17 protein-coding genes are annotated in these 26,536 nt (G+C 69.3%); 12 read left to right on the top strand and 5 right to left on the bottom strand.

The window, feature by feature from the left end:
• The first annotated feature begins 93 nt into the window (after positions 1-93).
• The 3 genes from ACHBTE_RS04215 (at position 94) to hflX (ending at position 6,045) form a co-directional block, all read left to right on the top strand.
• Positions 94-2,496, top strand: coding sequence for a RelA/SpoT family protein (locus ACHBTE_RS04215; RefSeq protein ID WP_394721947.1), 2,403 nt, complete (start codon positions 94-96; stop codon positions 2,494-2,496).
• A 201-nt stretch (positions 2,497-2,697) separates the two neighbouring features.
• A complete protein-coding gene (locus tag ACHBTE_RS04210; RefSeq protein WP_394721946.1) occupies positions 2,698-4,311 on the top strand; it encodes a M1 family aminopeptidase in 1,614 nt (537 codons plus the stop codon).
• A 228-nt stretch (positions 4,312-4,539) separates the two neighbouring features.
• Positions 4,540-6,045, top strand: a complete 1,506-nt coding sequence (hflX, locus tag ACHBTE_RS04205) for a GTPase HflX (protein WP_394721944.1) — start codon at positions 4,540-4,542, stop codon at positions 6,043-6,045.
• 95 nt (positions 6,046-6,140) lie between these two features.
• On the opposite strand, the gene ACHBTE_RS04200 is transcribed toward hflX, so the two are convergent.
• On the bottom strand, positions 6,141-7,391 hold the full coding sequence (locus ACHBTE_RS04200; protein WP_394721943.1) for a trypsin-like serine peptidase: 1,251 nt from the start codon (positions 7,389-7,391) through the stop codon (positions 6,141-6,143).
• Positions 7,392-7,575: 184 nt separating this feature from the next.
• On the bottom strand, positions 7,576-8,796 hold the full coding sequence (locus ACHBTE_RS04195; RefSeq protein WP_394721942.1) for a trypsin-like serine peptidase: 1,221 nt from the start codon (positions 8,794-8,796) through the stop codon (positions 7,576-7,578).
• A gap of 351 nt (positions 8,797-9,147) precedes the next feature.
• Between ACHBTE_RS04195 and ACHBTE_RS04190 the strand changes: the two genes are divergently transcribed.
• The 4 genes from ACHBTE_RS04190 (at position 9,148) to ACHBTE_RS04175 (ending at position 16,080) form a co-directional block, all read left to right on the top strand.
• Positions 9,148-10,767: a diaminobutyrate--2-oxoglutarate transaminase family protein gene (locus ACHBTE_RS04190; RefSeq protein ID WP_394721941.1), complete on the top strand. Its 1,620-nt coding sequence runs from the start codon at positions 9,148-9,150 to the stop codon at positions 10,765-10,767.
• Positions 10,768-11,180: 413 nt separating this feature from the next.
• Complete coding sequence (locus ACHBTE_RS04185; protein WP_394721940.1) at positions 11,181-13,004, top strand: IucA/IucC family protein; 1,824 nt, start codon at positions 11,181-11,183, stop codon at positions 13,002-13,004.
• Positions 13,005-13,123: 119 nt separating this feature from the next.
• Complete coding sequence (locus tag ACHBTE_RS04180) at positions 13,124-13,960, top strand: GNAT family N-acetyltransferase (RefSeq protein WP_394721939.1); 837 nt, start codon at positions 13,124-13,126, stop codon at positions 13,958-13,960.
• Positions 13,961-14,094: 134 nt separating this feature from the next.
• Positions 14,095-16,080 (top strand): ATP-dependent DNA helicase, encoded by a 1,986-nt coding sequence (locus ACHBTE_RS04175; protein ID WP_394721938.1) that lies wholly within the window; start codon positions 14,095-14,097, stop codon positions 16,078-16,080.
• Positions 16,081-16,256: 176 nt separating this feature from the next.
• Here the strand turns inward: ACHBTE_RS04175 and lexA are convergent, their stop codons facing one another.
• The gene (gene lexA / locus ACHBTE_RS04170) at positions 16,257-17,036 is read right to left on the bottom strand and encodes a transcriptional repressor LexA (RefSeq protein WP_059198553.1); all 780 of its coding nucleotides are present in this window, start codon (positions 17,034-17,036) and stop codon (positions 16,257-16,259) included.
• 563 nt (positions 17,037-17,599) lie between these two features.
• On the opposite strand from lexA, the gene nrdR reads away from it, so the two are divergent.
• Both nrdR and ACHBTE_RS04160 read left to right on the top strand, forming a co-directional pair.
• The gene (gene nrdR, locus ACHBTE_RS04165) at positions 17,600-18,166 is read left to right on the top strand and encodes a transcriptional regulator NrdR (protein WP_394721937.1); all 567 of its coding nucleotides are present in this window, start codon (positions 17,600-17,602) and stop codon (positions 18,164-18,166) included.
• A gap of 162 nt (positions 18,167-18,328) precedes the next feature.
• Positions 18,329-21,223, top strand: coding sequence for a vitamin B12-dependent ribonucleotide reductase (locus ACHBTE_RS04160; protein WP_394721936.1), 2,895 nt, complete (start codon positions 18,329-18,331; stop codon positions 21,221-21,223).
• Positions 21,224-21,340: 117 nt separating this feature from the next.
• On the opposite strand, the gene ACHBTE_RS04155 is transcribed toward ACHBTE_RS04160, so the two are convergent.
• Positions 21,341-21,874, bottom strand: coding sequence for a TerD family protein (locus tag ACHBTE_RS04155; RefSeq protein ID WP_394721934.1), 534 nt, complete (start codon positions 21,872-21,874; stop codon positions 21,341-21,343).
• Positions 21,875-22,030: 156 nt separating this feature from the next.
• Between ACHBTE_RS04155 and ACHBTE_RS04150 the strand changes: the two genes are divergently transcribed.
• From ACHBTE_RS04150 to ACHBTE_RS04140, 3 genes are all read left to right on the top strand, one after another.
• Complete coding sequence (locus ACHBTE_RS04150) at positions 22,031-22,636, top strand: YdbC family protein (RefSeq protein WP_394721997.1); 606 nt, start codon at positions 22,031-22,033, stop codon at positions 22,634-22,636.
• Positions 22,637-22,754: 118 nt separating this feature from the next.
• Entirely contained in the window at positions 22,755-23,414 is a 660-nt protein-coding gene (locus ACHBTE_RS04145) for a histidine phosphatase family protein (RefSeq protein WP_394721932.1), read from the top strand.
• A gap of 12 nt (positions 23,415-23,426) precedes the next feature.
• Positions 23,427-24,332, top strand: a complete 906-nt coding sequence (locus ACHBTE_RS04140; RefSeq protein ID WP_394721931.1) for an ADP-ribosylglycohydrolase family protein — start codon at positions 23,427-23,429, stop codon at positions 24,330-24,332.
• A 600-nt stretch (positions 24,333-24,932) separates the two neighbouring features.
• Here ACHBTE_RS04140 and ACHBTE_RS04135 read toward each other — a convergent pair.
• Positions 24,933-26,480, bottom strand: coding sequence for an MFS transporter (locus ACHBTE_RS04135; RefSeq protein ID WP_394721930.1), 1,548 nt, complete (start codon positions 26,478-26,480; stop codon positions 24,933-24,935).
• Positions 26,481-26,536 lie beyond the last annotated feature (56 nt).

Below are 26,536 nucleotides of genomic sequence, written 5' to 3'. Positions count from 1 at the left end.
AGCACCGGCCCGGGCGGGGGAGAAGTCGCCATCCCCTGAGCCGTGTCCGCCATGGGGCACACCGTCCGCCGGTCCACGCAGCCGGAGGTGCCCATGAGTGCGGAGGCCACGAATCCCGCGACGCCAGGCCCGGTAGCAGGCCCTGCGGCGCCTGCCGTACCTCGCAGGAAGGCCCGCGCCCGGATCGATCTGCGCCGTCTCGGCCGGGCCGCGCTGCTCGGCCCGGCCGCACGCGACCGGCTGCCCGACGCGATCAGCCATGTCGTCGACGCCCACCGCGCCCACCACCCCGAGGCCGACCTCGAACCGCTGCGCCGCGCCTACGTCCTGGCCGAGTCCTCGCACCGCGGCCAGATGCGCAAGAGCGGCGAGCCGTACATCACCCACCCCCTGGCCGTGACCCTGATCCTCGCCGAACTGGGCGCCGAGACCACGACCTTGACGGCCTCTCTGCTCCACGACACCGTCGAGGACACCGACGTGACCCTCGATCAGGTCGGCGAGCAGTTCGGCGCGGAGGTCCGCTTCCTCGTCGACGGCGTGACGAAGCTGGAAAAGGTCGACTACGGCGCCGCCGCCGAGCCGGAGACCTTCCGCAAGATGCTCGTGGCCACCGGCAACGACGTCCGCGTGATGTCGATCAAACTCGCCGACCGGCTGCACAACATGCGCACCCTCGGTGTGATGCGCCCCGAGAAACAGGCCCGCATCGCCAAGGTGACCCGCGACGTCCTCATCCCGCTCGCCGAACGGCTCGGCGTACAGGCGCTCAAGACCGAACTGGAAGACCTGGTCTTCGCCATCCTGCACCCCGAGGAGTACGAGCACACAAGGGAGTTGATCGTCGAGAACGCCTCCCGCGCGGACGACCCGCTCGCCGAGATGGCCGACGAGATGCGCAAAGTCCTGCGCGAGGCCGACATCCAGGCCGAAGTACTCATCCGGCCACGGCACTTCGTCTCCGTGCACCGGGTGTCCCGCAAGCGGGGACGGCTGCGCGGCGCCGACTTCGGCCGACTGCTGGTGCTGGTGAACGAGGACGCGGACTGCTACGGAGTCCTGGGTGAACTGCACACCTGTATGACGCCCGTCGTCTCGGAGTTCAAGGACTTCATCGCCGTCCCCAAGTTCAACCTGTACCAGTCGCTGCACACCGCGGTGGCCCGCGAGGACGGCCAAGTCGCCGAAGTCCTCATCCGCACCCACCAGATGCACAAGGTCGCCGAGGCCGGTGTCGTCGCACTCGGCAATCCCTATGCTCCTCCCTCGGACGAGCAGACCGCGTCGAGCGACGGCGAGCGCGCCGATCCCACGCGCCCCGGCTGGCTCTCCCGTCTCCTCGACTGGCAGGAGGCCGCGCCCGATCCGGACACCTTCTGGTCCACCCTGCGCGAGGACCTCGCCCAGGACCGCGAGATCACCGTCTTCCGGCCGGACGGCGGCACCCTGGGCCTTCCCGAGGGCGCGACCTGTGTGGACGCCGCGTACGCGCAGTACGGCGAGGACGCCCACGCGTGCATCGGCGCCCGCGTCAACGGCCGGCTCGCGACCCTCAGCACGGTTCTGCGGGACGGCGACTCCGTCCAGCTCCTCATGGGACAGGACCCGGCCTCGGAACCCTCCAGGGAGTGGCTGGAGCACGCGCACACGGCTGCCGCCCGGATCGCCATCCAGCGGTGGCTGGCCGCCCATCCGCCGCAGAGCGAGGTCCTCGCCGCGGGGGAGGCCGGGACGGCGCCGGTCCGCTCCACGGAGGACGAGGGGGCCGAGAGGGCCGGAGTGGCCGACCAAGGGGCTGCCAGGAGTACTACGGCCGTTCGGCCGGCCGGGGACGGGATCGCTGTCGGTCGTGCCGCGGGCGGAGCCGCAGCTCGTCGCGCCGGGGGTGCGGGGGCGGTACCCTCTCGGGCCGATGACGGGGCTCTTCGTCAGGCCGGCGAGACGAAGGCATTTCGTCAGGCCGGGGACGGGACGGATTTCCGCCCCGTCGCGGAGGGAGCGCCCGGGCGTCCGGGCGTCGAGGGACCCGTCGGCCGCCCCGCCGCCGCGAACGTCCTCGTCGACCGGCCCGGCGCGAGCGCACGCCTCGCCGGCTGCTGCACCCCCGTACCGCCCGACGAGGTCGCCGGCTTCGCCGTTCGCGGGGGAGTGGTGACCGTGCACCGCGTCGAGTGTGCCGCGGTGGCGCGTATGAAGAGCGCGGGGCGCTCGGCGGTCGGCGTGCGCTGGGGAGAGACCACCGAGTGCCGGGTGACCCTGGTCGCCGAATCGTTCGTTCGCCCACATCTCTTGGCGGACCTCACGGAAGCGATGGCCATGGAGGGCGCGGAGATCGTCTCGGCCACCGTCGAGCCGCCGAGCCAGCAGCACGTACGGCACACGTACACCGTGGAACTACCCGACGCGGCCCAGCTCCCCGGGTTGATGCGGGCCATGCGGAACGTGGCGGGCGTGTACGACGTGAGCAGGGCGCGGACACAGACACAGAGGGCGTGAGGGCGCGCGCTGCTGAGGGCCGCGGTTCCCGGACTCCTACGGCCCCGCGCCCCGTGACTCCCCTGCCCGCCACTCCGCGGCCCCCTCGACTCCGCCCCCACCGCCCAGACGCAGCAGACTGCACCAACCCGGCATACCCGTTCGAGTGGGCCGGTCGCGCGTCGCCGGGGTCCCGCACGCGCGCGCTGGTAGCCGTGGTTCATGCTGCTCACTCCCCGCACCAAGGCCCAGCGGCCAGTCCCCGGTGCTTCTCGTCCCGGTCCTCGAACCCGTCGGCGCCTCAGGGTGCCCGCACTCCTCGCCCTGGCGGCCTCCACCTGCCTGGTCGCCGCGAGCGCACCCGCCACGCCCCTGGGCGTCGGTGACCGCCTCTACCCTTACCTGGGCAACCCCGGCTACGACGTGATGTCGTACGACCTCTCCTTCACCTATCCGGGCACCAACAGCAAGCCACTCAAGGCCGTCACCAGGATCGACGCCTGGACGACCGCGGACCTGGACCGGATCAACCTGGACTTCGCGCACGGCAAGGTCGAGTCCGTGGAGGTCGACGGGGAGCGCGCAGCGTTCAGCACGGCCGGCGAGGACCTCGTGATCACGCCCGAGGAGCCGTTGTCCGAAGGCAGCTTGACGCGCATCACCGTGCGGCACAGCAGCGACCCGGTGTACAGCGCGGAGCGGGAGGGCGGCTGGGTACGGACCGCCGACGGCCTCGCCATGGCCAACCAGGCAGACGCCGCGCACGTCGTGTTCCCGTGCAACGACCACCCCTCCGACAAGGCGATGTTCACCATCCGGGTGACGGCCCCGAACGGTTACACCGCCGTCGCCAACGGCCTGCGGACCGACGTCGACCGCGCGGGCAGGTCGACGACCTGGACGTACCGCACCGCACACCCGATGGCCACCGAGCTCGCCCAGGTCTCCGTCGGCCGCTCGACCGTGCTCCACCGCACCGGCCCGCACGGCCTCCCCCTGCGGGACGTCGTGCCGACCGCGCATCGTAAGCAGCTCGAACCCTGGCTGGAGAAGACCCCCGGCCAGATCTCCTGGATGGAGAGCAAGCTCGGCCGGTACCCGTTCGAGACGTACGGGCTGCTCATGGCCGACGCGGCCACCGGCTTCGAACTGGAGACTCAGACGCTCTCTCTCTTCGAGCGAGAGCTCTTCACGCAGTCCGCCTTCCCGAAGTGGTACGTCGAGGCGATCATGGTGCACGAACTGGCGCATCAGTGGTTCGGCGACAGCGTCAGCCCCCGCAGCTGGTCCGACCTGTGGCTCAGCGAAGGGCATGCCACCTGGTACGAAGCCCTGTACGCGGCCGAGAAGGCCGACAGGCCGTTGGAGGCCCGGATGAAGGCCGCGTACGCCGCCTCCGACCGCTGGCGTGCGGCCGGTGGACCGCCGGCTGCACCCAAGCCGCCCGCCGCCGGCAAGAAGAACGGCATCTTCCGGCCGAACGTCTATGACGGCGCGGCCCTGGTCCTGTACGCCCTGCGCCAGGAGATCGGTGCCCCGGCCTTCGAGCGGCTGGAACGCGCCTGGGTGAGCCGGTACCAGGACACGTCCGCCTCGACCGCGGAATTCGTCGCGCTCGCGGAGGACGTCTCCGGACGGGACCTGCATGGCTTCCTGCATGCCTGGCTGTACGGCAAGAAGACCCCGCCGATGCCCGGTCAGCCGGACTGGAAGTCCATGGACCCCGCCAAGGCGCCCGCCAAGATGACCAAGCCCGCCAAGACCAGCAAGCCCGCCAAGGCGGCCAAGCCGGCCACGACGAGCAAGCCGGCCACGACGAGCAAGCGGACAAGGTGAGCAAGGCGGCCGAGCCGGCCAGGCGGCCAGCGTGAAATAAGGCGGTGACGAGACGGCCCGTGCCGTGCGACCATCATCAGGTCGGCGCGGCACGGGAAACGGGAATCTCCCGGGGTGCTCGTGCGTTGTGAGCAGTGACGGATCGGTGTCCGGGCGCTACGGCCTCGTTCCGCAGTGTCACTGCCACCGTCGCCGCCGAAACGGATTGCCCATCGACGTAAGGACCCAATGACCTCCTCTTCTTCCTTTTCCCAGGACACGCAGCGCCTTGCGCACACCTATCCCGAAGGTCTTCGGGCCGATGCCCTGATGGAAGAGGACGTCGCCTGGAGCCACGAGATCGACGGAGAGCGGGACGGCGACCAGTTCGACCGCTCCGAGCGCGCGGCTCTACGCCGTGTGGCGGGCCTCTCCACCGAGCTCGAGGACGTCACCGAGGTCGAGTACCGCCAGCTCCGCCTGGAGCGGGTCGTGCTCGTCGGCGTCTGGACATCGGGGACCGCGCAGGACGCGGACAACTCACTCGCCGAGCTCGCCGCCCTCGCGGAGACCGCGGGCGCGCTCGTGCTCGACGGTGTGATCCAGCGCCGCGACAAGCCCGACGCGGCCACCTACATCGGTTCCGGCAAGGCCGGCGAGCTGCGGGACATCGTGCTGGAGACCGGCGCCGACACCGTCATCTGCGACGGTGAGCTCAGCCCGGGCCAGCTGATTCACCTCGAAGACGTCGTCAAGGTCAAGGTCATCGACCGTACGGCCCTGATCCTCGACATCTTCGCCCAGCACGCCAAGTCCCGAGAGGGCAAGGCACAGGTCGCGCTCGCGCAGATGCAGTACATGCTGCCGAGGCTCCGCGGCTGGGGTCAGTCGCTGTCCCGGCAGATGGGCGGCGGCAAGGGCGGCGGCCTCGCCACCCGTGGTCCCGGTGAGACCAAGATCGAGACCGACCGGCGTCGGATCCGCGAGAAGATGGCGAAGATGCGCCGGGAGATCGCGGAGATGAAGACCGGCCGCGAGGTCCAGCGCCAGGGACGCCGGCGCAACAAGGTGCCCTCGGTCGCCATCGCGGGCTACACCAACGCCGGCAAGTCGTCACTGCTCAACCGACTCACGGGCGCGGGCGTACTGGTCGAGAACGCCCTGTTCGCGACCCTGGACCCCACTGTCCGCCGCGCCGAGACCCCGAGCGGCCGGCTGTACACGCTGGCCGACACGGTCGGCTTCGTACGGCATCTGCCGCACCACCTGGTCGAGGCGTTCCGCTCCACCATGGAGGAGGTCGGCGAGTCCGACCTGATCCTGCACGTGGTCGACGGTTCGCACCCGAACCCGGAGGAGCAGCTGGCCGCCGTGCGTGAGGTGATCCGGGACGTCGGTGCCACCGACGTGCCCGAGATCGTCGTGATCAACAAGGCGGACGCGGCCGATCCGCTGACGCTCCAGAGGCTGCTGCGGATCGAGAAGCGCTCCATCGCGGTCTCCGCCCGCACCGGCCTGGGCATCGACGAACTGCTCGCCCTGATCGACAACGACCTGCCGCGTCCGTCGGTCGAGATCGAGGCGCTCGTGCCGTACACGCTCGGCAAGCTGGTCGCTCGCGCCCACACCGAGGGCGAGGTGATCTCCGAGGAGCACACCCAGGAGGGCACGCTCCTGAAGGTGCGGGTGCACAAGGAACTGGCGGCGGATCTCGCGCCGTACGTTCCGGCCCCGACCGCCCGAGCCGTCGTGTGACAGCGGCCTGACCGCCGTAGAAGAACCGCCGAAGGCCCGCCCCCTGTCGCAGGAGGCGGGCCTTGGTGCGTACGGCGTGCGGGGTTCCGGGTGGGTCACCGACCGCCGTACATCTTGCTCATGTTCTGGTAGAGGGCCTCGGCGTCAGCGCCCAGTTGCGGGCCGGCGAGCCAGGTGTTGTCCTGCGGGCCGATCGAGGTGTTCGACACCAGCTTGGTCTCGCCACCCACCACCCGGAACCAGCCGCCGCCCGACGAACCGCCGGTCATGGTGCAGCCGATGCGGTACATCGTGGGAAGAGAGGGGCTCAGCGAGAAGCGGCCCGGCCGGTCGATGCACTTGAACATCTGGAGTCCGTTGTACGGCGGCGCCGCCGGGTAACCCCAGGCGCCCATCTTCCCGGCCTCGGCCGTGGACGGGGCCGAGAAGTCCACGTCGAGAGCGGCGCCGACCGTCTCCTCCAGCGACTTGGAGCCCTGCTCAGGCTTCACATGCAGCACGGAGTAGTCGTACGCGGCACCCGCGCCGCCCGTCTCCGAGCCACCCTGGATCCACTCGTTCGAGGTCGAGACCCAGTCCGCCCACCAATTGCCGTACGGGGCCATCTCGGAAGGGTTCGCGGCGCTCGACTGCGCGGTGGCCTTGCCGAGGTCGTTGTAGGCCGGGACGAAGACGATGTTGCGGTACCAGCCGCCCTTGCCGCCGGCGTGCACGCAGTGGCCCGCCGTCCAGACGAGGTTGGACTTGCCGGGATGGTTGACGTCCTTGATGACCGTGCCGGAGCAGACGGCCGGACCGTCGGGCGAGTCGAAGAAGACCTTGCCCACGGGCGCGGCGTTCTCGTGGTACGGCAGCTTCTCGGGCGAGGCCTGGACCGGAGCCGGCTCCGGGTCGCTGACGCCCTGGTCGACCGCGGCGTCCTGGGTCGTGACCGTCTTGTCGGCCTCCTTCGCGGACTGCATCCGCTCAGGCTTCCAGAGGCCCTCGATCACCGGGTTGACGAAGTCCTTGGCGTCACTGAGCCACTTGTCCTTGTCCCAGTCCTTCCAGCCACCGCGGGTCCACTTGTCGACATCGATGCCCTGCTCCTTGAGCTTGTCCGCGATATCGGTCGGGATCTGGATCTTGCCGTCGCCGTCGCCGTCGCCGTCGCCGTCGCCGGCGCCCGCCGCATCGGCCGCTTCGGCGGCCTGGGACGCGGCTGCATCGGACCGGTCGCTCGCCGCGCCCTGCGCCGAGCCGTCGCAAGCCGTCGCGGTCAGCGCGAGGATGGCGACGAGCCCGGTGGCGACGTAGGCGGAACGCCGCCTGCGGCGTGGTGCTGCGGGCATAGGTATGGAACGCATGGTGCGATAACCCCCGTTGATCGTGCTTTGCAGTTGTGTCCGTCGTCGCTGGTTCGGACGCGACACCCCACTATGCCGGGGCAGTTGAGGGCGAACGGGGGCGAGGCGGTGAAGGTTTCTCCCTACCCGCCGGCCCTGCCACGACTGCAACCGCCCCGACTGCGACCGAGCTCCGCCGGTGCCGTCACCGACCGGCGTACTTCTCGCTCACCGAGTCGAAGACGCTCTCGGCGTCCTTGCCCAGCCGCGGACCGGCGAGCCAGCCCGACTTCACCGGCCCGATGGAGGTGTTGGACACGAGCGCCGGCTTGCCGTCCGATCCCTGCGCGACCCATCCGCCACCGGAGGATCCGCCGGTCATGGTGCAGCCGATGCGGTACATCGTCGGATCCGAGCTCTTGAGCGACAGCCGACCCGGCTCGTCCTGGCACTGGTAAAGCTTCTGACCGTCGTAAGGCGCAGCCGCTGGGTAGCCGGTCGCCTTGATGCTCTTCACTTCCGGGACGGCCGGCGCGTCGAAGTCCACCGGGAGAGCCGAGCCGACCGTCTCCTCGAGGGACTTGCCGTTGCCGCCCTCCTCCGGCTTCACATGCAGCACGGCGAAGTCGTACGGCGCGCCGTCCCCGCCCGTCGCGCCACCCTGCTCGATCCACTGGTCCGAGGTCTGCGCCCAGTCCGCCCACCACACGCCGTACGGTGCGGCCTGCGCGGGAGTCGCGTCCTCCAACTGCCCGGCGCTCATACCGGCGTTGTTGTACGACGGCACGAACGCGATGTTGCGGTACCAGCCGCCGCTCTTGCCCGCGTGCACACAGTGGCCCGCCGTCCACACCATGTTGGACTTGCCGGGATTGGCCGGGTCCTGCACGACCGTCGCCGAGCAGACCATCGTGCCCTTGGGGGAGTCGAAGAACACCTTGCCCGCCTCGGGGGCGTTGGCGTGGTACTCGGGCGACACGGCCTGTGCCTGCACCGGCTGCGGCGTCGGATCGGTGACGCCCTGGTCCCCGGAGAGGTCGCTGTCGTCGACACCACGGTCCGGGTCCTCGGCCTCGCGCATGCGGTCCGGGTCCCACAGTCCCTCGATGATCGGGTTGATGTAGTCCTGTGCCTCGCGCAGCCAGTCGTCCTTGTCCCACTCCTTCCAGGCGCCGTCCCGCCACTTGTCGACGTCGATCCCGTGCTCCTTGAGCTTGTCCTTGATGTCGTCCGGGATCGTGATCTTGCCTTCGCCTCCGGCCGCCGCCGACGCGGTGGCACCGCCGCCCGCCTCGGCGTCACCCGACTCGCAGGCCGTGACGGTGAGGGCCAGCGTCGCGGCGAGCGCGACCACGGGCAGCGGGGAGATGGTGCGGCGCGCGCTCCTTCCGCGACGAGCGGTGGACGACGGCCGTATCGATCGCATGATCTGACTCCCCCTGAGGAACAGTTCGGTGCCGCGGCCGTGAACTCCCGCTGATCACGTGGTGGTTCTGCGTGAGGTCAGGCGCGTTGGGACGGCATCACACACTATGCGGTCGCTGTGGGGGAGACCCGACGGAACGGCAACGGTTTCGCTACAGCAAGGATCTTGAAGCAACCCGTAACCCGGCGTTCGGTCCGCGGTTGGTAGCGGCAGGGGGCCCGCTGCCCGTGGGCGTCCCCCAGTGCCCAGTTCCCCGGAGTTTCGAGTGGACGCTCGCGGGGCTTCGTATGTCGGGTCGGGCGAGGATGCACGAAACCTGCTCGCCCCTGGACAGCGGGAGGACAGGGAGCCATGGCCGTGACCGAATCTTTGCGCGGGGATACGTCCGAGTCGACGGGGGCGCGTGCCGTGCACGAGGGCATCCTGAGGCGGCAGTCCGCGCGCGAGTCGGCGGCGCGCACCTACGCGCGTGCCCTGCCGATCGTGCCGGTACGGGCGCGTGGGCTGACCATCGAGGGCGCGGACGGCCGCCGCTACCTGGACTGCCTTTCCGGCGCCGGGACGCTGGCCCTCGGACACAATCACCCGGTCGTCCTGGAGGCCATCCGCAAGGTCCTCGACTCAGGCGCGCCGCTGCACGTCCTCGATCTCGCGACTCCCGTCAAGGACGCCTTCATCACCGAGCTGTTCCAGACCCTGCCGACCGGTCTCGCCGACCGCGCGCGTGTGCAGTTCTGCGGGCCGGCCGGCACCGACGCCGTCGAGGCCGCCTTCAAGCTCGTCCGGGCCGCGACCGGGCGCACCGGAATCCTCGCCTTCAGCGGTGCCTACCACGGCATGACCGCCGGAGCCCTCGCGGCGTCCGGGGGCGCCTGCGACGTACGCGTCGCACGCCTCCCGTACCCGCAGGACTACCGCTGCCCCTTCGGCGTCGGCGGTGAACACGGCGCCGAACTCGCCGCCCGCTGGACCGAGTCCGTCCTCGACGACCCCAAGTCGGGTGTGCCGCGGCCCGCCGGGATGATCCTCGAACCCGTCCAGGGCGAGGGCGGAGTGATCCCCGCCCCGGACGACTGGATGCGACGCATGCGGGAGATCACGGCCGACCGTTCCATCCCGATGATCGCCGACGAGGTCCAGACCGGCGTCGGGCGCACCGGCTCCTTCTGGGCGGTGGAACACAGCGGGGTGACCCCCGACGTCATGGTCCTCTCCAAAGCCATCGGAGGCAGCCTGCCCCTGGCGGTCATCGTCTACCGCGACGACCTCGACGCCTGGCAACCCGGGGCGCATGCCGGAACGTTCCGCGGCAACCAACTCGCCATGGCCGCCGGCACGGCCACACTCGCCTACGTCCGCGAGAACCAGCTCGCCGAGCGAGCGGGCGAACTGGGCTCACGCATGCTGCACCGACTCCAGGGACTCGCGACGGACTTCGCCTGCATCGGCGATGTACGGGGGCGGGGACTGATGATCGGGGTCGAGGTGGTGGACCCGGACGACGGGGCCACGCGCGACGCCGGGTCGCCCGGGGCCTTCGCGGGAGCGCCGCCGCTGCTCGGGGCCCCGAGCAGCGACGACTTGGGGGGCCTCACCCATGAAAGCAATGCCGTCGGCTTCACGTCCGACTTCGCCTCCGCAGCGCCGGGCGGGCGGGCGCCGGCGGCACAGGCCGTGCAGGCCCGAGGCGGACACCCTCGTTCCGCAGCGCCCGAGCTTGCGGCTGCCATCCAACGGGAGTGCCTGCGTCGCGGCCTGATCGTCGAACTCGGTGGCCGCCACGCCAGTGTCGTACGGCTGCTGCCGCCGCTGACGATCACCGACGAACAGTCCGCCGCCGTACTGGACCGGTTGGCCGACGCGGTGGCGGCGGTGTCCCGGGGGCGCGCCGGTCACGACCGGAGGCCCCACCCACGCCCGAACCATCGGCGGCACGAGGACCGAGCGGGCCGGGCGGACCGGGCGGGGTAGCGCGGCGAAACGCAGCACCGAAAGCCACGCCAACCTCCCCCCGTCGAAGGACGGCCGTCGCCGCACGAGCCTTGACCACCTCAGAGGACCCGACCTTGATCACCACCCCCACATCCGACGGCGGCCAGGCCGACATCCAGGCGCGAGGCGCCTCGGACTCCTGCGTGTCCCACCCGGACCCACCCACGCCGACGACCGCGCCGGCCGCCGGCGGTGAGGATGGCGCCTCGACACAGGCGGTTACGCCCACACCGGCACCGGCACCGGCACCGGCACCGGCATCGCCACCGGCCGAGGCAGACGCCGAGGCACGCGCGCGGACGGGCACACCTGCACGCGAAGGAGGCTCACCCCAGCCACGCGTACCGGCGCAGGGATCCGTCGCCAGTGCTCAGGAGGCGTTCCCGGCGCCGATGCAGACAGCCGCTCCGGAGAAGGGGCGGCTGCACGGTGCCCGAACCGACCTCTTGGAGCATCCGGACCCGCACTTCGCAGCGCAGGCCGCCTCCGTGGAGAACCTGCTCCGCTGCTGGGTGCGTGAGACCGACCCCCCGGCTGCTGGCGACGACGGAATCCTCCGTATTCCCATGCCTGCCTCCGGCACGAACCTGATTGTCCCGGTCCACTACTGGTCCCCGGCGGGGTGGCACCGTTTCGGCCTGCCCCGCTTTGCGGATGCTCCTGACCACTCCCCGCCGATCGACGCACCCACCCTCGCGGCCTTGCTCGCCCGGGAGACCCCAGGGGAGGCGGGCCGCATGTCCGCTGCCACCGACCTCGTCGCCCGCGTCGCCGACTCCGTCCGACGAACTGTCACCTTCCTGAGCGAGCGCCGTGGCAACCCCGAAGAAGGCTCTGACCTCTTCCTCACGGCTGAACAGGCGCTCCTGCTCGGGCACCCGCTTCATCCGACGCCGAAGAGCCGCGAGGGACTCTCCGAAGCCGAAGCACGGCTGTATTCACCTGAGTTGCGTGGCTCCTTCCCGCTGCGCTGGCTGGCTGTCGCTCCCGCCCTCGTCGCCACGGACTCGGCATGGACCGAGCGCGGCCGTGCCGTTCCCGCGGCCCTGCTCACGGCTCGCCTGGCCGGATCCGGACTACCGTTGCCCGACGGGTACGCGGCATTGCCGCTGCACCCCTGGCAGATCCGTGAGGTCCGGCAACGTCCCGAGGTCGCGGCCCTTCTTGATGCCGGACTGCTCCGGGACCTCGGCTGCCACGGCGCCTCGTGGCATCCCACGTCCTCCGTGCGTACCGTCCATCGATCCGGCGCCTCCGCCATGCTCAAACTGTCGTTGGGCCTGCGCATCACCAACTCCCGGCGCGAGAACCTGCGCAAGGAGCTGCACCGCGGAGTCGAGGTACACCGGCTCCTGCGCAGTGGCGTCGCAATGGAGTGGCAGGCTGCGCATCCGACGTTCGACATCGTTCGCGACCCTGCCTGGCTCGCCGTCGACGCCCCGGACGGTGCTCCCATGGCCGGCCTCGACGTGATGATCCGGCACAACCCGTTCACGCCATCCGACGATGTGTCGTGTGTAGCCGGGTTCGTCTCGCCCGTTCCTCGAACGCAGTCCACGGGGATCACGGGACGACCTCGGTCGGGCGAGCACCCCCTGCGATCCCGTCTCGCCGACGTTGTCACCTGCCTCGCCGAGCGGACAGGGCGCCCGCTCGGGACCGTCGCCGCGGAGTGGTTCCTGCGATATCTCGAACAGGTGGTCCGGCCAGTGCTCTGGCTGGACGCGAAGGCGGGGGTCGCGCTGGAGGCACACCAGCAGAACACCCTGCTTCTGCTTGACAGCGACGGCTGGCCCTCGGGTGGCCGCTACCGTGACAACCAGGGCTACTACTTCCGTGACTCCCGGCGAGCGGAACTCGAAACCCGGCTGCCCGGCATCGGTGAGATCAGCGACACCTTTGTCTCTGATGACGTCGCCGACGAGCGCTTCGCGTACTACCTGGCGATCAACAACGTCCTCGGTCTCATCGGCGCGTTCGGCTCCCAACGCCTCGCCGACGAACGTCTGCTCCTCGCCGCCTTCCGCAGATTCCTGGGGGATGCAGCCGCCGGCCCCGCCCGTCTTCGCACTTCTCTACCTGCCCTGCTGCTCGACTCACCGGTTCTTCGCTGCAAGGGCAATCTCCTGACCCGGCTGCACGGTCTCGACGAACTCGTCGGCCCGGTCGACACCCAGTCCGTCTACGTCACCATTGCCAACCCCCTGTACTCCTGAGCCTCACCGCTGCCACCGCCAGCGCCACTGCCACCACCCACCCTCACCGGAGCCCTACAGCGAGCCGCCGCTCTCCCCGAGGAACACGACCAGCCCCGCCTCCTGAGAGGAGTGTCCCCGTGCCTCCCACCGACTCGAGTACCAATGCCGGTACCGCCCCCGCCACCGACAATGAGGACGCGGAGGCCATGGAGGACATGGAGGACACGGAGGAGATGGAGGACACGGAGGACACGGAGGAGACAGAGGACATGGAGGACACCCTGGACCTCGGCCTCCCCGAGGACCTCCTCACCCTCCTCGCGGAGGACGGCCATGCCACGGACGTGAGCCGCTTGCGTCGCGTGGGAGCCGCCGTACCCGCCTCTGTCCAACCGAGCACCGACGACCTGCTCGACTCCGTGGCCGACTGGGGGCCCACAGGCACGCCGGCCGGAGTGCTGCACTTGGTCCCCGTGCACATCACCAGGGACCTCCCGATCATCAGTCGGTGGATGAACGACCCTGCCGTGGCGACGTTCTGGGAACTTGCCGGTCCGCCGGACGCGACTGAGAAGCATCTGGAGTCCCAGCTGTCCGGCGACGGACGCAGCGTTCCATGTCTCGGCTTGCTGGACGGGACGCCGATGAGCTACTGGGAGATCTACCGAGCCGACCTCGACCCGCTGGCCAGGCACTACCCGGCTCGGCCCCATGACACCGGCGTCCACCTCCTCATCGGCGCCGTCGGCGATCGCGGCCGAGGGCTCGGCAGAACTCTTCTCCGCGCCGTCGCCGACCTCGTACTGGACAAACGGTCCGCCTGCGCTCGCGTCGTGGCCGAGCCCGACATGCGCAACACGCCTTCAGTCGCCGCCTTCCTGGGCGCCGGCTTCCGGTTCTCCGCCGAGATCGATCTGCCCGCCAAGCGGGCCGCGCTCATGGTCAGAGACCGGAGCCGGCGCCATCTGCTGTGACGTCGAGTTGTACCTACGTCACTTCTGGTACACCGTTCGCGATCCCCACCCAAGGAACCCCAGGTCTTGATCCCACCCCTCGTCTCCACCGCGATCACCCGTTTGTCAGTGCCGCGCCGTAGGGTGGTCGCGCTATGACAAAGCCCTCACTCCCCGAACTCCTGCATGCTGCCGTCACTGCCGTCGGCGGCACGGAGCGCCCCGGCCAGGTGACCATGGCCGAATCCGTCGCGGAGGCGATCGACGGCAGCGCCCATCTGCTGGTCCAGGCCGGTACCGGCACCGGAAAGTCGCTCGGGTACCTGGTGCCCGCGCTCGCGCACGGGGAGCGCGTGGTCGTGGCGACGGCCACCCTGGCCCTTCAGCGTCAGCTCGTGGAGCGGGATCTGCCACGCACCGTCGAGGCACTGCACCCGCTGCTGCGTCGCCGCCCCGAATTCGCGATGCTCAAGGGCAGGTCGAACTACCTGTGTCTGCACCGCCTGCACGAGGGCGTTCCCCAAGACGAGGAAGAGGGCCTCTTCGACCAGTTCGAGGCTGCCGCTCCCACCAGCAAGCTGGGGCAGGACCTGCTGCGGCTGCGGGACTGGTCGGACGAGACCGAGACGGGAGATCGCGACGACCTGACGCCCGGCGTCTCCGATCGGGCCTGGGCCCAGGTGTCGGTGTCGTCCCGGGAGTGCCTGGGCGCCACGAAATGTGCCTACGGCGCAGAGTGCTTCGCTGAGATGGCCCGGGAGCGTGCCAAGCTCGCGGAGGTCGTCGTCACCAACCACGCGCTGCTCGCGATCGACGCCATCGAGGGCGCTCCCGTCCTCCCTCAGCACGAGGTCCTGATCGTCGACGAGGCGCACGAACTGGTCTCCCGGGTCACCGGAGTCGCCACCGGCGAACTCACCCCCGGCCAGGTCAACCGCGCGGTGCGCCGCGCCGCCAAGCTGGTCAACGAGAAGGCCGCGGACCAGCTCCAGACCGCTGCCGAGGGCTTTGAACGGCTGATGGAGCTGGCCCTGCCCGGCCGACTGGAGGAGATTCCCGAGGACCTCGCCTATGCCCTGATGGCTTTGCGCGACGCCTGCCGCACCGTGATCTCCGCGATCGGCGCCACCCGCGACAAATCCGTGCAGGACGAGGACGCGGTCCGCAAGCAGGCGCTGGCCTCGGTCGAGTCCGTGCACGACGTGGCGGAGCGGATCACCAACGGCTCCGAGTGGGACGTCGTCTGGTACGAGCGCCACGACCGCTTCGGCGCGTCCCTGCGCGTGGCTCCCATGTCCGTGTCGGGGCTCCTCAGGGAGAAGCTCTTCGCGGACCGTTCCGTCGTCCTCACCTCCGCGACCTTGAAGCTGGGCGGGGACTTCAACGGCGTCGGCGCGTCCCTGGGGCTCGCCCCCGAAGGCACGGAGGGCGATGACCTACCCCAGTGGAAGGGCGTGGACGTCGGCTCGCCCTTCGACTACCCCAAGCAGGGCATCCTGTACGTCGCCAAGCACCTGGCCCGCCCCGCGCGGGACGGCGATCGCGCCGACATGCTCGATGAGCTGACGGAACTGATCCAGGCCGCCGGCGGTCGCACCCTCGGCCTGTTCTCCTCGATGCGGGCAGCCCAACTGGCTGCCGAGGAGCTTCGGTCGCGCATCCCGGAGTTCCCGATCCTCCTTCAGGGCGAGGAGACGCTCGGCGAGCTGATCAAGAACTTCGCGGCTGCCCCTGAGACATGCCTCTTCGGAACGCTGTCCCTCTGGCAGGGCGTCGATGTCCCCGGCCCCAGCTGCCAGCTCGTCGTCATGGACAAGATCCCCTTCCCGCGACCGGACGACCCCCTGATGAGCGCCCGCCAGAAGGCCGTGGAGGACGCCGGTGGCAACGGCTTCATGGCGGTCGCGGCCACCCACGCCGCACTGCTGATGGCCCAGGGCGCCGGACGACTCGTCCGCGCGTCGGGGGACCGCGGCGTGGTCGCCGTGCTGGACCAGCGGCTGGCCACGGCCCGGTACGGGAGCTATCTGAAGGCGTCACTGCCCGACTTCTGGTACACGACGGACCGTAACCAGGTCCGAAGGTCGCTGGCCGCCATCGACGCCGCGGCCAAGCAGGCGGAAGCGGGGCAGGCACAGTGAGCGGCGGGTGGCCTGTCGGAGGTGACTGACAGGCCACGACCAGTCCTGTGAGGCCGAGACAGCACAGGTTCACGAGTCAGGCAGGTCTCCGGGAGCAGCACAGGGCCCCGGAACCGGCGCAGGGGTCCCGGGGCCCGGTCAGGGGGCGACGCTGTCGGCTTCGCCCGCCGCAGCCGTCAGACGCGGCGCAGCACTGCCACCACCTTGCCCAGGATGGTCGCGTCGTCACCCGGGATGGGCTCGTACGCGGCGTTGTGCGGAAGAAGCCAGACGTGGCCGTCCTCGCGCTTGAAGCGCTTGACCGTGGCCTCGCCGTCGAGCATCGCGGCGACGATGTCACCGTTCTCGGCGACGGGCTGGCGGCGGACCGTGACCCAGTCGCCGTCGCAGATCGCGGCCTCGATCATCGAGTCACCGACGACCTTCAGGACGAACAGCTCGCCGTCGCCGACCAGCTGCCGGGGGAGAGGGAAGACATCCTCGACGGACTCTTCCGCGAGGATCGGGCCACCGGCGGCGATGCGGCCGACCAGCGGGACGTACGACGCTGCGGGCTTGCCCGCGGTGTCCGTGGGCTGCACGGAGGCGGCCTGGTCGGAGCCGCGTACCTCGTATGCGCGAGGGCGGTGCGGGTCGCGGCGGAGGAAGCCCTTGCGCTCCAGTGCCATGAGCTGGTGTGCGACCGAAGAGGTGCTGGACAGGCCGACCGCCTGGCCGATCTCCCGCATCGACGGCGGATAGCCGCGCCGCTGGACGGAATCCCTGATGACTTCGATCACGCGGCGCTGCCGATCGGTGAGCCCCGAGCTGTCCGCCCGGATGCCGGGAGGTCGGCCCGGCAGGGAGCGCTTGTGTCCCTCGGGATTCACGGCTTCGTTCATCGCATGCACCGGCTCGAGTCGGCCCTGGGAGCGGTCCTGGGCAGTGATGGTGGCACTGTCTGCGGTGGTGGTCACGTCGGCCCCTCTCGATGGTCTCCCTGCAGCACAACGGTAGTTGCTTTCGAAAGGTTGCGCCAAACACACGTTCGAGTGAAAAATCGCGAATCGACTGACGTGATCATGTGTCTGGGTGTATAGCTAACGCGCTGTCCGGCGGGCAAAAGGGCTCATTGCTGTACTCTTCACCGTCGGCCTGCGGCCTCGCGGGTCGTCGCCTCAGTCTGCCATCCGGTAGCGGATCAACCGGGATCCGACCCCCCATCTGTGCGGGAGTCCCACGTCCCCTCCGTGTGGCGCTCACGGTATCTCCGTATGCGTCGTAGCGATACGGCCGTGCGTTCATGAGTGCGGCGCGCGGCGGCAGTCGTACGGCACGGCCTCATGTCGACGCGACACGCGCGTACTGCCTGTGTGTATGAGCCAATCCCCACATGTAGTGGTTGGATTGCTCCAGCAGCCCAGAAGTTGTGGTCGCCCGGGTCTTCGGACGCTCGGAGATCGCCTATGCTTGGGGCTGCTTCGAGGGGCCCATGAGGCCGGCGAGGCTATTGAGTCTGCTGTGAGGAGGGTTGGGAGTTATGCACTGCCCCTTCTGCAGGCACCCCGACAGCCGTGTCGTCGACAGCCGTACGACCGACGACGGCACGTCGATCCGCAGGCGCCGCCAGTGTCCTGACTGCTCCCGTCGTTTCACGACCGTGGAGACGTGCTCACTGATGGTGATCAAGCGGTCCGGAGTCACCGAGCCGTTCAGCCGTACCAAGGTCATCAACGGCGTGCGCAAGGCATGCCAGGGGCGACCTGTCACCGAGGACGCGCTGGCCCTGCTCGGCCAGCGGGTCGAGGAGGCGGTGCGGGCCACTGGAAGCGCCGAGCTGACCACCCACGACGTGGGGCTGGCCATACTCGGCCCGTTGCAGGAGCTCGATCTCGTCGCCTTTCTGCGATTCGCCTCCGTCTACCGGGCGTTCGACTCGCTCGAGGACTTCGAGGCCGCGATCGCGGAACTGAGGGAGACGACAGGCCCCGACGTGGACGACGACGACCGCGATGACGACGCAGGAGCTGTAGCGGGGGGCCGGGAAGACGACCGCGGGTCCGGAGGGGCTGCACAAGTCCCGGTGCCCGCCAACGCCGCCGACTGAGGGCGGGCCGGGTCCGTTCCCGGAGTGCGGATCCGGCCCTGAGGCGGCGACACAAGACCTGTTGCGGGTGGCGATCAGGGTGCCCGCAGCACCAGACAGAACACCGTGCCACGGGGAACATCGGGGCACTTCAGGGCGTTTTAGCCCGTACAGGGAGGCGGCATGACAGAGACGGCGAGCGGTCCGGCACGGAGTTCCCGCGCCAAGGGCACCAAGGCGACCAAGGGACTGCGTATCGAGCGCATCCACACCACCCCCGGCGTGCACCCGTACGACGAGGTGGCCTGGGAGCGCCGTGACGTCGTCATGACCAACTGGCGCGACGGCTCGGTCAACTTCGAGCAGCGCGGCGTCGAGTTCCCCGACTTCTGGTCGGTGAACGCGGTCAACATCGTCACCAGCAAGTACTTCCGCGGTGCCGTCGGCACCCCGCAGCGCGAGGTGAGCCTGAAGCAGCTCATCGACCGCATCGTGAAGACGTATCGGAAGGCCGGCGAGGACCACAAGTACTTCGCCTCCCCCGCCGACGCCGAGATCTTCGAGCACGAGCTGGCCTACGCCCTCCTGCACCAGATCTTCAGCTTCAACAGCCCGGTCTGGTTCAACGTCGGAACCAAGCAGCCCCAGCAGGTCTCCGCCTGCTTCATCCTGTCCGTCGACGACTCCATGGAGTCGATCCTCGACTGGTACAAGGAAGAGGGGATGATCTTCAAGGGCGGCTCCGGCGCCGGCCTGAACCTCTCCCGCATCCGCTCCTCCAAGGAGCTGCTGTCCTCCGGCGGCAACGCCTCCGGCCCGGTCTCCTTCATGCGCGGTGCCGACGCCTCCGCGGGAACGATCAAGTCGGGCGGTGCCACCCGCCGCGCCGCGAAGATGGTCATCCTCGACGTCGACCACCCCGACATCGAGGACTTCATCGAGACCAAGGTGAAGGAAGAGGAGAAGATCCGCGCCCTGCGTGACGCGGGCTTCGACATGGACCTGGGCGGCGACGACATCACGTCCGTCCAGTACCAGAACGCCAACAACTCGGTCCGGGTGAACGACGAGTTCATGAAGGCCGTCGAGCAGGGCGGCAAGTTCGGCCTGCGCGCGCGGATGACCGGCGAGGTCATCGAAGAGGTCGACGCCAAGTCCCTGTTCCGCAAGATGGCCGAGGCCGCCTGGGCATGCGCCGACCCCGGCATCCAGTACGACGACACCATCAACCACTGGCACACCTGCCCGGAGTCCGGCCGTATCAACGGCTCGAACCCCTGCAGCGAGTACATGCACCTGGACAACACGTCCTGCAACCTCGCCTCGCTCAACCTGATGAAGTTCCTCAAGGACGACGGCAAGGGCAACCAGTCCTTCGACGTCGAGCGCTTTGCCAAGGTGGTCGAGCTCGTCATCACCGCGATGGACATCTCCATCTCCTTCGCGGACTTCCCGACACAGAAGATCGGCGAGAACACGCGCGCGTTCCGCCAGCTCGGCATCGGCTACGCCAACCTCGGCGCCCTGCTGATGGCGACGGGCCACGCGTACGACTCCGACGGCGGCCGTGCCCTCGCCGGCGCCATCACCTCCCTGATGACCGGCACGTCGTACAAGCGCTCCGCCGAACTCGCAGCGGTCGTCGGCCCGTACGACGGCTACGCGCGCAACGCCCAGCCGCACCTGCGCGTCATGAAGCAGCACGCCGACGCCAACACCGCGGCCGTCCGCATGGACGACCTGGACACGCCGGTCTGGGCCGCCGCCACGGAGGCATGGCAGGACGTGCTGCGCCTCGGTGAGAAGAACGGTTTCCGTAACTCCCAGGCGTCCGTCATCGCCCCGACCGGCACCATCGGTCTCGCGATGTCCTGCGACACCACCGGCCTCGAGCCCGACCTCGCGCTGGTCAAGTTCAAGAAGCTCGTCGGCGGCGGCTCGATGCAGATCGTCAACGGCACCGTTCCGCAGGCCCTGCGCCGCCTGGGCTACCAGGAGGAGCAGATCGAGGCGATCGTCGCCCACATCGCCGAGCACGGCAATGTCGTCGACGCCCCGGGCCTCAAGCACGAGCACTACGAGGTGTTCGACTGCGCCATGGGCGAGCGCTCCATCTCCGCGATGGGCCACGTCCGCATGATGGCCGCGATCCAGCCGTGGATCTCCGGCGCCCTGTCCAAGACGGTCAACATGCCGGAGTCGGCGACCGTCGAGGAGGTCGAGGAGATCTACTTCGAGGCCTGGAAGCTGGGCGTCAAGGCGCTCGCCATCTACCGCGACAACTGCAAGGTCGGCCAGCCCCTCTCCGCGAAGACCAAGGAGAAGGAGAAGGCCGAGATCACGGAGAAGGCCGAGGCCACCATCCGTGAGACGGTCGAGAAGGTCGTCGAGTACCGCCCGGTCCGCAAGCGCCTCCCCAAGGGCCGTCCCGGCATCACGACATCCTTCACCGTCGGCGGTGCCGAGGGTTACATGACCGCCAACTCCTACCCGGACGACGGTCTCGGCGAGGTCTTCCTGAAGATGTCCAAGCAGGGCTCGACCCTCGCCGGCATGATGGACGCCTTCTCCATCGCGGTCTCCGTCGGCCTCCAGTACGGCGTGCCGCTGGAGACGTACGTCTCGAAGTTCACGAACATGCGCTTCGAGCCGGCCGGCATGACGGACGACCCGGACGTGCGGATGGCGCAGTCGATCGTCGACTACATCTTCCGCCGCCTGGCGCTCGACTTCCTGCCGTTCGAGACGCGTTCGGCGCTCGGCATCCACTCCGCCGAGGAGCGTCAGCGTCACCTGGAGACGGGTTCCTACGAGCCCTCCGAGGACGAGGTCGACGTCGAGGGCCTGGCCCAGTCGGCGCCGCGGGCTCAGGAGCTGAAGGCCGTCGCCACGCCGAAGGCCGAGGCCGAGGCGGCCAAGCCCGCTCCGCAGCAGGCCCACACCAGCGCCGAGCTGGTGGAGATGCAGCTGGGCATCCAGGCCGACGCCCCGCTGTGCTTCTCCTGCGGCACGAAGATGCAGCGTGCCGGCTCCTGCTACATCTGCGAGGGCTGCGGCTCGACCAGCGGTTGCAGCTGACGCCGGCAGCAACGCGGTCCCGAGCCGCGCACCGCTGACGCGAACCTGAACAGGAGGGGCGCCGACGACAGGTCGGCGCCCCTCCTCGTCGTACGGCCTCGCGCGCGTGCAGCGCTGTCAGCTGCGACGGGCCCGGCCCATGGCGGCCGTGAAGGTCGCCGGGTCGTCCTCGAAACCGTGGACTCCGGAATGGAAGTCCCACGTGCTCGAACCCTCGCGTACGAACTCCGCGACCGTCGCCGCCGTCGACCCGAGGACGCCGCCGAAGTCGTCCTCCGCCAGGACGGTGTAGCCCTCACGGATGCGCAGGGCCGGCTTGATGACACTGACGAAGGTGCGCTCCGCAGGGCGTTGCTGGATCACCACTCCGACCACCACGCGCGCGTAGCGGCTGTCGAGCCGGTCGAGTTCCACGGTCAGGACCTCGTCCCAGCCGAAACCCTTGCCGTCCTTGCTGTCCCGGTTCAGATATATGGTCCCGTCGGGGGAACGGCTGTCGAAGTGCACCACGTACGCGGGATCGCCGTACGGGTCGTCGGTCAGGTAGGTCGCGGCGACGAGGTCCAGGTCGGTGGGCGGCTGCCCGGTGGGACTGGGATCCCACTTGACCGAGATCTCGACTTTCCGGATCCCCTTGTTGATGGCGTTCACCAGGCTCCCCTTCCCCGTTGCGCGAATGGCACTCATCCCGAACTGCCCAGCGGATGAGGCCGGTTGTCCATCCTGCCACGCGCGTGGGGGCGTACGCCGGTGAGCTGTGCGCCCGAGGGCGACCGGCGCCGCGTGCCGTGGCCTTACCATGGCGCGGTGCTGGTCAAGTGGATTCGCTGCACCGTGGTGGACCGCCGCGGCTTCGAGCGGGGGCAGCGAAAATGGGCGGGGCTTCTGGGGGAGCCGGGGTTTCGGGGACAGGGTGGGGGCTGGAGCCGGGGGCGGCAGGGGGTGGCGCACATCTTCTCGTTCTGGGAGAGCCGTTCCTTCTACGACTCCTTCATGGCCCGCTCCCATGACAGGCTGGCCGCGGCCCAGTCGGGCACCTACAAGGATCTGCAGGCGAAACTCTTCGACTACCGCTTCGACGTGAAGACGGGCTTCGAGCCGCGCTTCACCGATGCGGACCTGGTCAGAGTGGCTCACTGCCGTGTCCATCAGGAACGCGCCGAGCATTTCACGCTCATGCAGGAGAAGGTCTGGAACCCGGCGATGGCGGGGTCTCCCGGCATGATCCGCGGGCTGTTCGGAGAGGCTCCGGGTCATGAGTTCCTGGTGCTGTCGATGTGGCGATCGGCCGCGGAGCACGGCAAGTACCGTACGGAACGAGTGGAGCGACTGGCGCTGCGGGCCCAGACCGAGGCGGACATCGCCGCCCTCACGGGGGACATCGTGGAGCTCGAGCAGACCTGGATAGTTTGATTTCCGAACCGTAAAGCTCCGGGTTTGATGTGGCTGATGGTGCAGGAATTGTGTGACCTGCGCCGTATAAGGCCCGTACGAGTGCTCGAAGAGCCGTCACCCGATCTAGGGTTTTGGCATGGCACGACCACGGCGCATCGTCCTTGTCCGGCACGGAGAGTCAACGGGCAATGTTGATGACACCGTCTACGAGCGTGAGCCCGACCATGCGCTGGCCCTGACCGAGCGGGGCCGGCAGCAGGCCGAGGACACGGGAAAACGGCTGCGGGAGGTCTTCGGCCGCGAGCGCGTCAGCGTGTACGTCTCTCCCTACCGCCGTACCCACGAGACGCTGCGCTCCTTCCACCTGGACCCCGACCTCATACGCGTGCGCGAGGAGCCCCGGCTGCGTGAGCAGGACTGGGGGAACTGGCAGGACTGCGACGACGTACGCCTCCAGAAGGCTTACCGGGATGCCTACGGCCACTTCTTCTACCGTTTCGCCCAGGGCGAGTCCGGCGCCGACGTGTACGACCGGGTCGGGGGCTTCCTGGAGAGCCTCTTCCGCAGCTTCGAGGCGCCCGATCACCCCCCGAACGTGCTGCTGGTGACCCATGGCCTCGCCATGCGGCTGTTCTGCATGCGCTGGTTCCACTGGACGGTCGCGGAATTCGAGTCGCTGTCCAACCCCGGGAACGCGGAGATGCGGATGCTCGTTCTCGGGGACGACGGCAAGTACACGCTTGACCGGCCGTTCGAACGCTGGCGAGATCCGGAACCGTACGGGATCACCGGATAGAGTGGCAGGGCGATGACCGCTGATTCCTCTCCCGAAGGGCGCCTGGACCGCGCCCTCGCCAGCCTGCGCGGCCTCGCGGTGGGGGACGCGCTGGGCTCGCAGTTCTTCGTGCCGGTGAACTATCCGCTGCTCAAGCGCCGCGAGCTTCCCCCCGGTCCCTGGCAGTGGACGGACGACACGGAGATGGCTTGTTCCGTGGTCGCCGTCCTGGCTGCCCACCACCGCATTGATCAGGACGCTCTGGCCCTCTCCTTCGCCGAGCATCACGACTTCGACCGGGGCTATGGCCCCGCGGTCAACCGGCTGCTGCGTCTGGTTCGGGAGGGCGGCGACTGGCGCGAGCTCGCCGCCGCGCTCTTCAACGGCCAGGGCTCCTGGGGCAACGGCGCGGCGATGCGGATCGCGCCTCTGGGCGCCTGGTACGCGGACGATCCCGAGCAGGCGACCCACCAGGCCGAGATCTCGGCCTATCCCACCCACCAGCACCGTGAGGCCGTGGTCGGCGCCATGGCTGTCGCCGCGGCTGCCGCGCTGGCCGCCGCGCCTGGTGGCCCGCCCAGCCCTGAATCGCTCCTCGACGACGTCATCGCGCTCGTGCCGAAGAGCGCGGTGGGCGCGGGGCTGAGACGAGCCCGGGACATGCTCGACTACGGCGACGCTGCCACCGTGGCGGCCGTGCTGGGCTGCGGGAGGCGCACCACGGCTCACGACACCGTGCCCTTCGCGCTCTGGTCGGCCGCGCGCGCCCTGGGCGACTACGAGAACGCCTTCTGGACGACCGCGCAGGTCGGCGGTGACGTCGACACCACCTGCGCCATCGTGGGCGGGGTGATCGGATCCGGAAAGGCCGGTGCGACGCCGGCCGAGTGGGTGGAGAAGACCGAGGCGCTGCCTGACTGGGTGCCGGGGTCGGTGTAGCCGGTCCGTCCGCCTGGCGGCTGGACGCTGGACGACGCCGGGTGTGGAGGAGTGGGCCGGACGGTGTGTCTCAGCTCTGATTCGACACTTGGGGGCTCAGATGCTCCGTCGGCCGTCGATGACTTGGGCGCGCAGCTGCTCCGCCCTGCCCCGCCGCCGCTGCCTTCGCCCCGTCGGCGCCCGGTCCGCCCTGTCAGCCCCGTCGAGATGATGTCGCCGTGAGCGCAACCTCGGCAGTAACTTTCTGTTCTGGTCGGGAACTCTGTGTGACTGTAGGGTCGTTGTGGAGGCAGTTGGTAGTTGGGAGTTGGTCGCTGGTAGGCGGCAGCGGCCTGCGTGTGCCGGACCTCACGCCGCACGCGCAGAAACAGGTACAGGGGTGGTGTCGTGGGAGCCATGGGGGTGCTGACGGCGCTCGGCGTGCTGTGCGTCGTGGTGGCTGCCGGTTGGAGTGGGCTTAGGCTGTTCTGCTGCTACGCCACCGGTGCGCGCCCGACGTCCTTCGACGGGTGGGTGGTGCGGATGGCCGGCTCGTCGTCCTCGCCGGTTTCGCCCGCGATGCGAATCGGCCATCCGCGGCACGCCGTGGACCAGATCGGGTCAGCCGCCCACGGGGCCGGCCTTCCCGGCAAGAGCCTCCAGGTCGCTCTTGCGTACCCGGATCACCAACCATGCGGTGGCCAGGGCCAGGACGGCCATCGCGGCGGCAGCCACGAAGCCCATGGAGATGCCCTCCGTGAGCACCTCGTGTCCCCATGGGCCGGGGAGCTGCTCCGTCTTGGCGAACTCCGCCTTCTGCTCGGGCGTCGCCTGGGCCAGGAATGCCGGGACCTGCTTTTCCGCCTCCTCCTTGCTCGCCGAGCCGAACACCGTCGTCAGGATGGAGAGGCCGAGCGAACCGCCGACCTGCTGAGTCGCGTTGAGCAGTCCGGATGCGGCACCTGCCTCGTGCTGGGCCACACCGGAGACCGCGGTGATCGTCAGCGTCACGAAGTTCAGGCCCATGCCGAAGCCGAAGAGCAGCATCGGCCCGAGCACTCCGCCGACATACGAGCTGTCCGCGCCTATGAGGCTCTGCCAGGCAAGGCCGATCGCGGTGAGCGCGGAACCGGTGAGCATGAAGGGCTTGGGGCCGAGCACGGGCAGGAAGCGCTGCGACAGGCCGGCGCCGATCGCGATCACGACCGTGACCGGAAGGAAGGCGAGTCCGGCGTCGATCGGGCTGTACTGGAGCACGTTCTGCACGAACAGCACGATGTAGAAGAACATGCCGAACATCGCCGCGGCCAGACTGAGCATGATCACATACGTGCCGGAGCGGTTACGGTCGGCAAACATCCTGAGCGGGGTGATGGGCTCCTTGGCCCGCGACTCGATGAACGCGAAGGCCAGCAACAGAACAACCGCGGCGACGAAGGATCCGATGGTCAGGTTGTCTCGCCAGCCTTCGTCCGCCGCGCGGATGAAGCCGTAGACCAGGGAAGCCATACCCGCGGTCGAGGTCAGGGCGCCCGCTATGTCGAAGCGGCCCGTGTGCCGCTCGGACTCGCTGATGTAGAGCGGGGTGAGCACGGCTATGACGATGCCGATCGGCACGTTGACGAAGAGCACCCACCGCCAGTCGAGCCATTCGGTGAGCATGCCGCCCGCGAGCAGGCCGATGGCGCCACCGCCTGCGGAAACGGCGGCGAAGACGCCGAACGCCCGGTTGCGTTCCGGGCCTTCGGGGAACGTCGTGGTGATGAGCGCCAGCGAGGTGGGCGAGGCGATGGCGCCACCCACGCCCTGCAGTACACGCGCGGCCAGCAACTGCCAGGGTTCCTGGGCGAATCCGCCGAGCAGGGAGGCGAGAGTGAAGAGCAGGATGCCGGTCAGGAAGACCCTGCGGCGCCCCAGGATGTCACCGGCGCGGCCTCCGAGAAGCAGCAGGCCGCCGAAGGTGAGGGTGTAGGCACTCACGACCCAGGTGAGGTCGGTGGTGCTGAAATCGAGCGCGTTCTGAATGTGCGGAAGCGCAATGTTCACAATCGTCGCGTCGAGTACCACCATGAGTTGGCAAGCCGCGATGACGGTGAGCGCGATGCCGGGATGCCCCTCCCGGCGAGCCGCACCTGGTTTTTGGTCCTTGATCAACTGAGAGGTTGTCACTATGGGTCCCCCACAAGAGCCTTAGTGAACGCTCGCGTTCACTGTCGCGTCTACCG

The organism is Streptomyces sp. M41, from assembly GCF_043673425.1.
Taxonomy (GTDB): domain Bacteria; phylum Actinomycetota; class Actinomycetes; order Streptomycetales; family Streptomycetaceae; genus Streptomyces.
The sequence above is the reverse complement of the archived record's forward strand: the minus strand, read 5'-3'. Positions and strand labels throughout refer to the sequence as shown.

Bases quoted from the DNA above. Each gene is read 5' to 3' on its own strand.
- ACHBTE_RS04215 (WP_394721947.1), top strand. From the start codon at position 94: ATGAGTGCGGAGGCCACGAATCCCGCGACGCCAGGCCCGGTAGCAGGC.
- ACHBTE_RS04210 (WP_394721946.1), top strand. From the start codon at position 2,698: ATGCTGCTCACTCCCCGCACCAAGGCCCAGCGGCCAGTCCCCGGTGCT.
- hflX (WP_394721944.1), top strand. From the start codon at position 4,540: ATGACCTCCTCTTCTTCCTTTTCCCAGGACACGCAGCGCCTTGCGCAC.
- ACHBTE_RS04200 (WP_394721943.1), bottom strand. From the start codon at position 7,391: ATGCGTTCCATACCTATGCCCGCAGCACCACGCCGCAGGCGGCGTTCC.
- ACHBTE_RS04195 (WP_394721942.1), bottom strand. From the start codon at position 8,796: ATGCGATCGATACGGCCGTCGTCCACCGCTCGTCGCGGAAGGAGCGCG.
- ACHBTE_RS04190 (WP_394721941.1), top strand. From the start codon at position 9,148: ATGGCCGTGACCGAATCTTTGCGCGGGGATACGTCCGAGTCGACGGGG.
- ACHBTE_RS04185 (WP_394721940.1), top strand. From the start codon at position 11,181: ATGCAGACAGCCGCTCCGGAGAAGGGGCGGCTGCACGGTGCCCGAACC.
- ACHBTE_RS04175 (WP_394721938.1), top strand. From the start codon at position 14,095: ATGACAAAGCCCTCACTCCCCGAACTCCTGCATGCTGCCGTCACTGCC.
- nrdR (WP_394721937.1), top strand. From the start codon at position 17,600: ATGCACTGCCCCTTCTGCAGGCACCCCGACAGCCGTGTCGTCGACAGC.
- ACHBTE_RS04160 (WP_394721936.1), top strand. From the start codon at position 18,329: ATGACAGAGACGGCGAGCGGTCCGGCACGGAGTTCCCGCGCCAAGGGC.
- ACHBTE_RS04145 (WP_394721932.1), top strand. From the start codon at position 22,755: ATGGCACGACCACGGCGCATCGTCCTTGTCCGGCACGGAGAGTCAACG.
- ACHBTE_RS04140 (WP_394721931.1), top strand. From the start codon at position 23,427: ATGACCGCTGATTCCTCTCCCGAAGGGCGCCTGGACCGCGCCCTCGCC.